At 64.2% G+C, this 12511-nt stretch carries 9 protein-coding genes; 5 read left to right on the top strand and 4 right to left on the bottom strand.

All coding sequences use genetic code 11. From position 1 onward, the window contains the following. The first annotated feature begins 26 nt into the window (after positions 1-26). Positions 27-806 carry a DUF4190 domain-containing protein gene (locus M0639_RS28700; RefSeq protein ID WP_030537127.1) on the top strand — a complete coding sequence of 260 codons (780 nt, stop codon included), beginning with the start codon at positions 27-29 and terminating at the stop codon, positions 804-806. A 6-nt stretch (positions 807-812) separates the two neighbouring features. Here the strand turns inward: M0639_RS28700 and M0639_RS28705 are convergent, their stop codons facing one another. Beyond that, a complete protein-coding gene (locus tag M0639_RS28705; RefSeq protein WP_064073504.1) occupies positions 813-4655 on the bottom strand; it encodes an nSTAND1 domain-containing NTPase in 3843 nt (1280 codons plus the stop codon). 186 nt (positions 4656-4841) lie between these two features. Between M0639_RS28705 and M0639_RS28710 the strand changes: the two genes are divergently transcribed. Next, complete coding sequence (locus M0639_RS28710) at positions 4842-5141, top strand: helix-turn-helix transcriptional regulator (protein WP_019746055.1); 300 nt, start codon at positions 4842-4844, stop codon at positions 5139-5141. A gap of 2 nt (positions 5142-5143) precedes the next feature. Here M0639_RS28710 and M0639_RS28715 read toward each other — a convergent pair whose 3' ends face one another. The 3 genes from M0639_RS28715 to M0639_RS28725 all read right to left on the bottom strand — a co-directional run bounded on the left by M0639_RS28715 (position 5144) and on the right by M0639_RS28725 (position 9908). Then, positions 5144-6721 carry a glycosyltransferase family 87 protein gene (locus M0639_RS28715; protein ID WP_064073503.1) on the bottom strand — a complete coding sequence of 526 codons (1578 nt, stop codon included), beginning with the start codon at positions 6719-6721 and terminating at the stop codon, positions 5144-5146. Between the two features lie 39 nt (positions 6722-6760). Continuing rightward, positions 6761-8911 carry a transglycosylase domain-containing protein gene (locus M0639_RS28720; protein ID WP_064073502.1) on the bottom strand — a complete coding sequence of 717 codons (2151 nt, stop codon included), beginning with the start codon at positions 8909-8911 and terminating at the stop codon, positions 6761-6763. A gap of 577 nt (positions 8912-9488) precedes the next feature. Then, positions 9489-9908 carry a DUF5318 family protein gene (locus M0639_RS28725; RefSeq protein WP_042448217.1) on the bottom strand — a complete coding sequence of 140 codons (420 nt, stop codon included), beginning with the start codon at positions 9906-9908 and terminating at the stop codon, positions 9489-9491. 128 nt (positions 9909-10036) lie between these two features. Here M0639_RS28725 and M0639_RS28730 point away from each other — a divergent pair, with 128 nt between their 5' ends. Genes M0639_RS28730 through M0639_RS28740 form a run of 3 tightly spaced genes read left to right on the top strand, consistent with a single transcriptional unit; the run spans position 10037 to position 12487 of the window. Further along, positions 10037-10876, top strand: coding sequence for a DUF1707 SHOCT-like domain-containing protein (locus M0639_RS28730; protein ID WP_007735521.1), 840 nt, complete (start codon positions 10037-10039; stop codon positions 10874-10876). 9 nt (positions 10877-10885) lie between these two features. Continuing rightward, positions 10886-11707 carry a DUF1707 SHOCT-like domain-containing protein gene (locus M0639_RS28735; RefSeq protein ID WP_050656990.1) on the top strand — a complete coding sequence of 274 codons (822 nt, stop codon included), beginning with the start codon at positions 10886-10888 and terminating at the stop codon, positions 11705-11707. A gap of 9 nt (positions 11708-11716) precedes the next feature. Then, positions 11717-12487: a DUF1707 SHOCT-like domain-containing protein gene (locus M0639_RS28740; RefSeq protein ID WP_054827438.1), complete on the top strand. Its 771-nt coding sequence runs from the start codon at positions 11717-11719 to the stop codon at positions 12485-12487. Positions 12488-12511 lie beyond the last annotated feature (24 nt).

The raw sequence follows: 12511 nt of genomic DNA on the forward strand, positions 1-12511 counted from the left end.
ACGAAGTCCATGCCAAGATTCACCTCATGAGCGATCAGGGTGGGTACGGGTACCAGGGCAATCAGAATTGGCAACCGGCTCCGTACGGGCAGCCCGATCCGTACGGCAGGCGCCCGACGAACACACTCGCGGTACTCGCCCTCGTCTTCGCGTTCCTCATCGCGCCGTTGGGGATCGTCTTCGGGCACATCGCTCGCGGCCAGATCAAACGGACCGGCGAAGAAGGCGACGGACTCGCCCTTGCCGGACTGATCATCGGCTACATCTTCACCGCACTCGGCATCCTGGCCGTGATCGTGTGGATCGCGTTCTTCGGGCTGCTCGCCGCCGCTTTCGGCAACGCCGCCAATGAAGCGAGTTCGCGGAGTCTCACCTATACGACGCCGTACTCGTACTCCACGACCACGACTCGGGCGCCGAGTGCACCCACCACAGCGCCGAAAACGACGACGCCCCCACGCGTCACAACCTCGATCGGACCAGCGCCGACCGTCTCGGGCACCAACCGTCAGGGCTTCATCTCCGGCGGCCCCAGTTGCAACTCCACCAATCCTGCCGTCGCCATCGCCGTCACGACCGGATCACGAATCGTCATCTGCGAAACCGGAGTCGGGCGTTACTACTACAAGGGTCAACGGCTGAGCGACGGCGCCACCATCGAACTCGACGATCCGACGCCCACCGGCAACGGATTCACCGTCACCAACAAGGACGTGACGTACAAGCTCACCTCCGCCGGACTGGTGATCACCGGCAGCGGAGGCGAGCTGGGTCGGGAACCGGCGCTCGAGTTCTGGATGAACTGACCCACGTCAGCCGGCACACGGATCCTGATAGGGAACACCGGGCAGGTACCGCTCCCATTCGGCTTCCGTGATGGGAGATCCTGCGGTGCGGCACAATCGATCAACGACGCCGTCGGGGTCGATTCCCCACAAGCGAACGGTCTTGTCCGACCCGCTACCCGCGATCATGTCACTCTCGCCGGCGAACTGAGCGTCGTTGACGCGACCCGGGTAGGCGGACAGCGTCGCAAATCGTGTTGCCTGCGAGGGAGTCTCGATGTCCCAGAGCCAGACGGTTCCGTCGCCGACACCGGCAGCGAGCCGATCACCGGCGCGGTTGAACGAGATCGAATAGATTGCGCCCTCGGGGCCGACGAGACGAGCGAGTTCCTCGGGTGCCGACGGTGTGCGTACGTCCCACACGGCGACACCGTGATCCGCACTTCCAGCGGCCAACAGCGTTCCGTCGGCGCTGAAAGACACTGCTAATGCGTAGCTTTCGAATCCACCCACCGTCGCCGCCACCCGGGGCGACGCTGCGTTCGACACGTCCCACAGATCCACTTCGTTCTTGGCGTTCGCGATCGCCAAGATGTCGGTACCTGGCTGAAAGGCCATCATCTGCGGGTAGGAGCCGACATCGGTCGACGACAACAGTTTCGGAGCCGACGGGTCGGAAACGTCGACCAACGCAATACTGTTGTCGTCCTGCGAGGACACCGCCAGCAGATCTCCGGCGGGATTCAGCGCGACAACCGCCACGATGCCCTTCACATATACCGCAGGCTCGCCGTAGATACGTGGCGACGCCGGATCACTCAGGTCCCAAAGATATGCACCGCCGCCGCCGGTGCCGCTCACAGCCAGGTTCCCGTCTGCCGACACCGCCGACGCACCGCTGAAAGAGTCGTCCCCTTGCGGTTTCAACTCCGGCATCACCGCGGGGCGATCGAGATCCTCGGTGTTCCACGCCAACATCGCGCCACCCCTGGCACCGACGCCGGCCACCAGACGCGAGCCGTCCGCGGCAAAGGGACTGGTGAAGATCGTGTCCCGAGCTCCCGCCCAGACCGGACCCGGAAGAGCCCACACGCGAGTCACACCGTTGAGTCCCCCGGTGACCAGATTGCGGCCGTCATCGCTGTAGTCGACGGTGGTCACCGCCCCACTGTCCGGAAGTGTTTCGATCAATGCCCCGGTTCGGGGGTCCCACACGCGCACGGAGTTGTCGGAACTTCCTGCGGCAAGACGTGTTCCGTCTTTGCCGTAGTTGAGTTCGTTGACGTAGCTGGAAAATCCCGTCAGTGCCGGCAGGGGAGTGGGGCGCGCCGGATCGCTCATGTCCCACCGAACCACCTCCCTGCCAGTGGTTCCCGCCGCGAGCTCGCGTCCGTCCGGACTGAAGGCGACGCCGAGGTAGTGGACGGTGGTGCCGTTGGGCTCGGTCGCGAAGATCGGCGCCGATTCCTCACCCCACTTCGCGACGTCCCACACGCGCAGAGTCGCTTGACGCCCGCCCGCCACGAGGAAACGTCCGTCGGGGCTGAACGTCGCGGTGACAATGCCGTCAGCTGGATGCGGAAGAGCAGGCAAAGCAACGGCATTCGTGGAGGTGTCGATGTTCCATCGCAGAACGTCGGGCGTCGAGGTACCGGCGACCAGCTTGGTTCCGTCTGGGCTGAACTCCATGTCCTGCACTACGCGTTCACCGTCGACGGGAAGTGTTCCACGGACCGGATTCTTCGGGTCCGACACATCCCAGAGTGCAGCGCCGCCGGCACCACCGGTCGCAAGGAGCCGTCCGTCCGGGCTGTAGGCGACGGCAAAGAGGGCCGTGCCCTCCGAGACTCCGAGAAACTCCGCCTGCGGAACGGCTGAGGCAACACCGTCCACCATCGGATAAAGTCTGACCTTCCCATCCGAACCCCCCACCGCCACAACAGTTCCGGCTGGGTTTATCCGGGCCTTCATCGCGCCGGGCGGTCCGATGATGCGAGTAGCCGAATGAACGCCCGACGCATCCAGCAATGCCGAGCGGGCTTCGGTCGTTTCGTTGACCGCAAATGCCGCCAGAGCAAGCTGCGACGCCAGCGACGGATCCCGCTCGCGCATCCTGATCGACTCGGTGGCCACCTGACGCGACATCGCCTCGTCTCGCGCGGTATCTGCTTGGACACGTTGACGATTGGCTCCGATACCGGCGACGGTCGCAACCACCGCCAACACCAGAGCGATCACCGACGCGGCTGCCAACGCAGTCACGAGTCGCCGCAGAACGCGTGTACGTCGGCGATCGGCAAATTCCTGCTGATCACGATGCTCGATACTCGCGGCGAGGTACTCCCGCTCGGTGGCATTGAGGTCGGCGGCGCGGGTCCGACTCGGTTCCAGTGGGAGACCGAGTTCACCCGAGTTCAGCCATTCTTCCGTCAGGTGAAGACGTGCGGGTCCGAGCAGCGCGCCGGGGTCGCGTCCACTGTCTTCCCATACCTGCGCCGCGTAGGTGAACCGGCGATGCACCGCCAGGCCGGCGCGGTCCGAGTCGATCCAATCGCGAAGCCGACTCCACGCGGACAGCAAGACCTCGTGCGAAACCTCGACGGTCTCCTCGTCGACGGTGAGAAGGCGGCGTAAGGCGAACCGGTCGATGACGGTATTCACGTCGTCGACGTCGTCACCGAGGAAGAGTTCGGTGCGCGGTGCCCGCCGACGCGTCTGCGTCACTTCGTCGACGTTGACCAATCGCAGGAAGATCCTGCGCGCCAACTGCTGCTGCCTCTCTGTGAGCTCGCCGTACACTTCCTCCGCGCTTTGCTGGACGGCTCCGGCGATCCCGTCGGTGGCGTAGTAATCCGAGACGGTCAGAGTTTTACGCGTCGACCGTTGCCAGGTCCCCAACAGTGCGTGTGACAGCAAAGGCAAAGCTCCGGGGTCGCTCGCCGTGCGCGAGCCGCGTGGTGTCAGCTCGCCGACCAGAACCTGAACCAACTCGCTCTGCACGGTCATCCCGGCCTTGACCGCCGGCTCGACGATCACCTCGCGCAATTGTTCGTCGGTCAGTGGCCCGACCACCATCGGCGAATCGTCGAGCAGCGGCACCAAAAGTGGTTCCTCCGCCGCGAGCCCGTAGAAGTCGGCGCGCATTCCGATGACTGCGATGGTGTTCTCACCGAGGTCCGCGAGAGTCCGCAGTATTTCCTCGCGCCGATCACCGTCGCACTGCGTCCACAGTTCCTCGAACTGGTCGAGGATCAAGACAGTTGGTTCGTCGGAAATCGACGACGGGATTCCTCCTGTACCCGGCTGCAGGGTTTCCACCCGCCAGCCGTCGAACCGTGAATCGCCCTCGGCAACCTTGGGGGCGAGCCCGGCCCGCAGCAACGACGACTTACCCGATCCGGAAGCACCGATCACCATGAACTGACGGCGACCTTCACCTCGTATCGCCGACGCCACCCGTTCGACCAAGTTGGCAGTGAGTTCGTCTCGACCGAAGAACCACTCGGCGTCCTCCTGCCGGAACGACTCGAGACCTCGATACGGAACGGTGGCGTCGCCGCGTCGTCTGGCCGTCAGCTGTCTCACTCGTTGCACCGCACTGATCCAGCGCTCTCGCTCATCCTCGGAATCGACGCCGCAGGCCTCGAGGAGCGCAAAAAACATCGGGGTACTCGCCGGCGTCGGCAGGTGTTGGCCGGCAAACCATCCGCTGACGGTTCCGTGCAAACCACCCGAACGCTCTACGGCTTCGCGGACCGTCAGTCCGGCTGCGTTCCGCAGTGCAGTGAGCGTCTCAGCAAACTGACCACGCGACTCGATCCGGGCGGGGTCGACCTGATTGTGCGTACCGGCTTCCGCCTTCGAGTTCATAGCGACGCACTCTATCGGAGCAGGTAGGGGATTTGTCCGTTGTATGGACTCTGTATCGAGAGAGTTGCACCCGTTCCACTGAGACACCTCGATCGAAATACTCGTCTCAGTCGAGCCTCGAGCCAGCAGCCCTTCTGCAAATACGGCAGTCGGCGCCCATCCCCTCCGTCGAAAGGCGCTACTCGCATGTCTTCAATCGGCATTTCTCCGAAGATCGAGGCAAACGTGTCCCGAGTCGGCAACCCCAAGCACGGCAAGCACAAGCCGAAGCTGAGCGTCCGCGAGATCGAAGTACTTCTTGCCTGGCTACGTTCGGATTCCAAGTCCGAGGTCGCCGAGACACTCGGCCTACGCGTCTGCACCGTCAACACACACATCACTCGGGTACGCACGAAGTACAGCGACGTCGGGCGGCCGGCTCCCACGAAGGCAGCGTTGTTCGCCCGCGCGGTCCAGGACGGGTACACCACCCTCGACGAGTGGTGACCTCAGACCGCGACGGGTTCCGGTTCCTTCGCCTTGGACGGCTTCAACCAACCGGGTAGCCAGGCAGGTTGTTTGTCCGGTGCTTGATCGAGAACACCGCCCGCCGGATCGTCGATGAACCCGTACCGCACGAGATCCTCCGACGGCCGGTAGATCTGCCGGAGCACCAGCGCGCACAGAACGAGTACCGCGATGTCCCGGATCACGACCGTTCCGGTGAACCACTGCTCGGGCAGCCCCTTGTTGGACACCCCGAGGTAATACATCATTCGTGGAACCCAGACCAGGGCGTCGATGGTCATCCACGCGAGCAGGAGTCTGCGGTGCGGCAAGGCCAACACGGCCAGCGGCACCAGCCACAGAGAATACTGCGGGCTCCACACCTTGTTCGTGAGCAGGAAGCCCGCCACCAACAGGAAGCACAGCTGCGCAACTCGCGGACGACGCTGCGCCGTCAGGGCGACGTATCCGACACCGATGCAGACGGCCACGAACAAAAGCAGAGAGACGGCGTTGAGATTCGACGGCGACTCACCCTGTGCGAGAGGACCGTCGAGGCCCTTCCACGACGTGAACGACGCGATCACGTTGTAGAGCGAATCCGGATCGGCCCCGCGTTCGGAGTTGAGCCGGAAGAACTCGTACCAACCATGGGGGTACAGCGCGGCAATGGGCAGGTTCACCGCAAGCCATGCCGCGACCGCGCTGAGAGCGGTCACCAGCCAGTCCCTCGTCTTGCCCGCGCGCAGACACAGGACCAAGAGCGGTCCCAGTAGGAGCAGCGGGTAGAGCTTTGCGGCGCCGCCCAGGCCGAGCAGGATTCCCGCGAGCACGGGCCGCTTGCGTGCCCACGCCAACAACCCACCCGCCGCGAACGCCGTCGCCAGAGGATCGAAGTTCGTGAACACGTGCACGATCACCAACGGGGAACACGCGATGAGAGCGCCGTCCCACACTCGTCGTCCGGCCAGCAGGGTGCTCGCCCACACGGTGACCAGCCACGCCAACGCCAACCCGAACGCCACGACGTTGAAATAGAGCGCCACCTGAATCGCGCCTGGCAGCCAGGTGATCGAATCCCACGCCTTCGCGACTTTCATTGCGCCGTACTGGTAGAGCCCCGAGATGACCGGATACTCCATGTACCGCATCTGGATCGAACCGTCGCCGCGTACTTCTTCCCACGACGTCTTGTACGGGAATGCTCCCTGATCGAGGCGTTCGGCTCCGTACAGCGGAACGGTATCGGAGTAACACATCGCCACGTACTGGCGGCTGCCACTCCAATCGAGGCCGACCTGCCCGCTCTCGCCGACCGGCGCCTGCTGAATACAGCCCGCCTTGGCGAACCAGCCGAAAGCCAAGAACACCACGGCGAGCAGAAGGATCACTCGCATCGGTGTGAAGAAGCGAGTGCGCCCGATCAGTGCGTGACGACCTACCGGACCGCCGACGGTTCCCGACAGCGCAGACACCATCGCGTCGTTGCGACTGGGAACGTCCCGCCAATCCGCCGAACGAAGATCTTCGGCCAGCGGAGCGGGGGAGGTCGGTTCGGCATCATCAGCATTCGCGGCCACTCCGCGAGGTTACCGTCTTTCGAACCGACCACCCTCCAACTACTGGCCGGGGCTCACACCTGCCGGTTCTTCCTCGGTGGTCTCGCCTGCCCCTGGTACCTGTGGCGTGGTTGTCGTCGGCCGGGAGATGCCCGGAATCGGGATCGTGATGCCCGGCAGAACCTCGACCTGCGTCGTTGTCACCACGGGCGGCGGAGTGGTTTCCGTCGTCGTCGGTGCGGTGGTCGGCGGCGCCGACGTCTTGGGCGGTGCGGGAGCCGTGTACTCCGGAACACCACCGGCTTGACCGTTGATCTTGCCCGGCGTCGGGAACTTCTCGTTGTCGGTGCCCTCGAGGGCGCCGTCCATCGTGTCCTTCCAGATGTCCGAAGGCAGACCTGAGCCGTAGATCATCGCGCCACCGGAATTGGTGATCGCTTCACCGTCGGGAGTTCCGACCCAGACCGCGGTCGAAAGCGACGGCGTGTAGCCGACCATCCACGCGTCCTTGTTGGCTCCGGTGTCACCGAGCTGCGCGGTACCTGTCTTCGACGCCGACAGACGTCCGCCGGCCAGGTTGTGACCGCGCGAGTACGCCGCGATCGGCTGCATCGCAGCCGTCACGTTGTCCGCCACGGCAGCGTCGATGCGGTCTTCACCGGCGGGCGCGCCGCGGTCCAGCAGCACGGTGCCGTCGGCCGCGACGACCTTCTGCACGAAGTGCGGTGCGTGATACGTACCGGACGCGGCGAGTGTCGCGTACGACGACGCCATGTCGAGCACGCGGGCCTGGTACTGGCCGAGCACGATGCCGTTGTTGGGGCCGGAACCGTCGGCCTCGGTGAGCGACGGGCCGACACCCGGGATGTCCTTCGGGATGCCTGCCTTGTGAGCGATGTCCGCGATTTCCTGCGGGCCGTTGCCGTCGAGGCTGAGCATCTGACGGTAGAAGCTGGTGTTCAGCGAACGCTTGAGCGCCTCTGCGATGGTGCAGGTGCCGCAGCTTTCACCTTCGACGTTGCCGATGGAGATGCCGTTGACGGTCAGCGGTGAGCTGTCGTACATCTGCGAGAGCGGGATTCCCTGATCCAGGGCGGCTGCGAGGCCGAACACCTTGAACGAGGAACCAGTCTGAAGTCCGGCATTCGCGAAGTCGTATCCCGCGCCGTCCTCACCGCCGTAGTACGCCTTGACGGCTCCGGTCTTCGGATCGACCGAGACAACTGCGGTACGCAGATTTTCCGGCTCACCCTCCATGTTGGAACGGGCTGCCTCGACCGCTGCGGCCTGAGCCTGCGGGTCGATGGTCGTGGTGATCTGCAAGCCCTCGGTGTTGAGCAACTGCTCGCTGATTCCAGCGTCGCCGATCTCCTTGAGCACCTGACGCTTGATCAGGCCTTCGGGTCCGGTCGAGCCCTGGCTGCTGTTGTCGACCTGGGCGAGCGGGATGTAGGCGGGGTACTGCATCTGCGTGCGCGCGGCCTGATCCAGCGTGCCGGCGGACACCATGCCGTCGAGCACGTAATCCCAACGGGACTTCGCGCCGGTCGGGTTGGTCTCGGGATCGAGGAGCGACGGAAGCTGGATCGACGACGCCAGGACGGCGCCTTCTTCGATGGACAGCTGGTCGACGGGCTTACCGAAGTAAGCCTTGGACGCGGCTTCGATACCGTACGCACCACGACCGAAGTAGATGGTGTTCAGGTATGCGGCAAGAATGTCGTCCTTGGACCACTCGTTGGCCATCTTCGAGGAGAGAACGAGTTCCTTCATCTTTCGCGTCAGCGAACGCTCCGAGCCGACGAGCGCGGTCTTCACGTACTGCTGAGTGATGGTCGATCCACCACCGGCACTGTCGCGACCGAGGACGTTGTCACGGGCTGCGCGCGCGAAACCGGAGATCGAGAAGCCCGGGTTCGAGTAGAAATCGCGGTCCTCTGCGGCCAGAACGGCGTTACGAACGTGCATCGGTACCTGATCGAGCGAGACCTCGACGCGGTTACCTTCGTCCGGCGGGACGACGGTAGCGATCACGGTGCTTCCGTCGGCGGCGAAGACCGTCGCCACCTGATTGGTCTTTTGGTCACCGGGCTTGGGGACGTCCTGCACGATGTACGCGGCCATGAAGGCAAGGACGGGCAGAACAAGACCGAGCGCCACCAAGACGTAGGCCGAGCGGCGAACTGTGCGCCACTTGGACTTCTTCTTCACGGCGCTCTTCTTTCCCTTCGGGGGTTGTCCGTCGTTGCCACCGCCACCGGAGCCACCTGTCGGTGGCTTCGTCGGTGGAGGTCCGACCGGCGGGCGGGCGCCCGCGTTGCTACGGGTGGTCGCTGCTGCTGCCGCGACGCGCTGGGTCGGTTCGTTCGCCTGAGCGCCGGAGGCGCGACCCTGAGGCGGCGGGCCCGAAGGCCGGCCTTGCGGCGGACGGCCCTGAGGCGGGGGACCGGCGGGGCGGCCCTGAGGAGGCGGGCCCGAAGGTCGGGCTTGCGGCGGACGACCCTGAGGCGGGGGTCCCATCGGACGACCTTGCGGCGGACGACCCTGAGGGGGCGGACCCATCGGAGGGCGTCCCTGCGGAGGTGAACCCTGCGGCGGTGGACCCATCGGACGTCCCTGCGGCGGACGACCCTGAGGAGGTCCGGCGGGACGGTTGGGACCGACGGGACGGCCACCCGGGTTGTTGCCTCCCGGGTTGTTGTTGCTGGGGGAACTCACGAATCAAATCTCCAGTGGTCACGGACCGATCACGTGCAGACTTCGATCGGGCCCTTCTTCGGGTGTGGCGTTACTCGCTGGCGGTGCGCCGGCTTGGTGGGCGTGCTCGCCGCGGTCGCGGCGGCGCAGGTACTGCGCCGAGCACATAGGACTGCACCAAGTGGTTCCAACTGCAGGTACGGCACACCTCTACAACGTGCACCGTGAACTCCTCTGCTGTTTCCGCAAGCCGAGCGAGCTCGTCCGAGGTTCGGGCCGATCCCGAAACCTGACCGAGCTTGTCGCCGAACACCCAGGACACGAGCGTCAACTGTTCCTTGCGGCAAATGGGGCAGACGACGTCGCTGCCCCGGCCGTGGAACTTCGCGGCTCTGAGTAGGTACGGATCGGCGTCACACACCTGCTTGACGTCGGTCCGACCCGCAGACACTTCGGCCAGCACAGACCGACGCGCGAGCGCGTAGTCCACAACTTGCCGCTGTATCCGCACCTGACCAGCGTACGTGCGTCCGTGCCGCGACGGACGGTTCGGGAGGGTCACGATGAACACATTTCGGGGGCTGGGGGCATGGCGACCAGCCATTACGATCACTTCCTGTGAAGTCTTCTCGTTCTCCGATGACGCGCGCTCGTGATCTTGATCGCGTCGAAACGTGCAATGTGTTGGACGCCGCGTACGCCGAAGGGCAGTTGAGCGCGGAGGACTACTTCGACCGGACCGAGAAGGCGAAGTCCGCGAAGACCCTGCTCGCACTCGCACGCCTGGTCAACGATCTGCAGGTGCCGAAGATCGAGACCAAAACGGTGCCTCGGACGTCGACGGCACGAAAGGCCGTGTTCGTCGGTGCTGCTGCTCTGATCGTCGTCGGCGCGATCGCAGCAGTGGCGTGGAGTCGGTCACCGTTGACGCCCTCGGAAGACATCACAGCCAGTTATGCCAGCACTACTTCCCTCGCTCCGCCGTTGCCGACCACCACCCCGGTGCCGGAGCCGACCGTCGAACCGATCCTGATCGCACACATCGACACGTTGACGCCGGAAGGAATCGGCGCATTCATCGAGAGGTATCGAGAAGAGTTCGGTGACATGTTCGTAGACGACGCCAGCTTCCACGGCGACTACTCATCAGTGAGCCGGGCGGTCCCCGATGCTCCCGCTCTCACCGAGTCCATCAGTTTTCGCGACGGCTTCGAGAGGGAAGTGACGTCCATTCCGCGGCGAACGGGCCAGCCGACCTTCGACCTCGGTTCCATCCAGATCGACAAGCTCGCGCCGTACATGGTGAACATCGGCGACTATGTCAATGTTTCGGACGCCGCGATCACCCACTTGATCGTGGACGCGAACTACGGCGTCCCGGAGATCGCGATCTATGCAGAGAACGGACTCGGCCACCAAGGACGCATCGAGGTCACGCCGTGGGGCGAGATCTCTCGTTCCTACCCGTACGGGAGCTAGGGTGAGCCGGTGAGTGGGTCCCCGACTACTACCTCTACGCGCACCCGTGCGCGCGACGTCGACCGTTCCGATACCTGCGCCGTTCTCGATACGGCTCTGTCCGACGGCCAGATCACGGTCGACGAGCACGCGAACCGGACGGCTGCGGCCATGACCGCGACCACGCTCGGACAGCTCGATCTGCTGGTCCGCGATCTGCAGAAAGCAACGCTGCGCAACGCCGTCGCCAAAGTTCGCCGTATCGACAAGATCTGGTACCTCGCAGCCGCATCGACTATCTTCGCCGGCCTGATCGGGTACCTCACCTTGTCCGCCGACCCTTCACCCCCACCGCCTCCACCGGCGGCAGCCGAAAACGTCGAACCGCTTGCCCCCATTGTGAGTTCGACGTTGAACACGGTCACCGCAAGCGGGATCGGGGAATTCATCACCAGATACAGCGCCAAGTATGGCACGACGATAATCGATTCCGCCAACTTCTACGACGGCTATGCAAGCGTCACTCGCGCCGCCGCTGTCTCGCCGAACCTGGAGGAAGACATCGACTTTCGAGGCGGTTTCACACCACGCGACAGCACGTCGACTCGAGCAGCCAGCACCGTCACCTTCGACCTCGCTGCCGTCGACATCGACAAACTCGCCGGATATCTGGCAGGAGTGTCCGCAAATCTCAACGTCCCCGACGCCGAGATCACACACATCAGCATGAGTTCGTCGAGCGACGATCCACGCGTCTCCATCTACGCCAGCAACAACCTCGGCGCGAGCGGCTCAATGGATTTGACCCCGGATGGCCGCCCGATCCGCTTGTCTCCCTTCACTCCTCGATAGGCCCCGGACATGCCGAACGATCTGACCAGGACCACCCGCGCTCGCAATGCCGATCGCGAGGCTACCTGCGCAGTGCTGGACTCCGCCTTCGCCGACGGACAACTCACGGCGACCGAGCACGACGAATTGACCGAACTCGCCGCGGTGGCAGTCACTCTCGGCGATCTCGAAGATTTGACGTCCGATCTGCAGACCGAGGCGTCCCTACCCATTCTTCGGAAAGAACCTTCGCTCGACACGCGTTGGATCGCCGTTGTGATCATCGCGCTGTCACTGGTCTCGGCTGTCGGTTTCGGAATCAAATACGCCGCGTCCGACGTCACGATCTTCTCGAGCCCCGAGCCACAGTTACACACCGTCGACGGCCTGGGGGCGATGTTCCATGCCATCGAAACGGAGTACGGCAGCGGACTGGTCGACGAGATGACCATCTATCCCACTTATGCACGCGTAACGCGCGCCGATCCTGCCGCGCCGCGCAAGAGCCTGGACAGCTACTACCGAGGCGACCTCGAGGACACGACTTCAGGAGGATCACGCGAACCCGACGTGACCCAGATCGACGTCAGACAGCTCGATCCTCGCATCGTGATCGCCCTGCTCGACGGCGCCGGAACAACGACGTCGGTGCAAAATCCGACCACTCGGTACGTCTCTGTCGATAGCACCGAAAATGTTCCGACCATCCAGATTCACGTCGGCAACGACCTCGACGAGAGCGGGTACCTGACCGCTGCCCTCGATGGCGAAATCATGTCGATTTACCCGTTCACCCCCTGATCTAGCCGTGACACCTTGGTACAC

Origin of the sequence: Rhodococcus qingshengii JCM 15477 (assembly GCF_023221595.1) — a bacterium.
Classification (GTDB): domain Bacteria; phylum Actinomycetota; class Actinomycetes; order Mycobacteriales; family Mycobacteriaceae; genus Rhodococcus_F; species Rhodococcus_F qingshengii.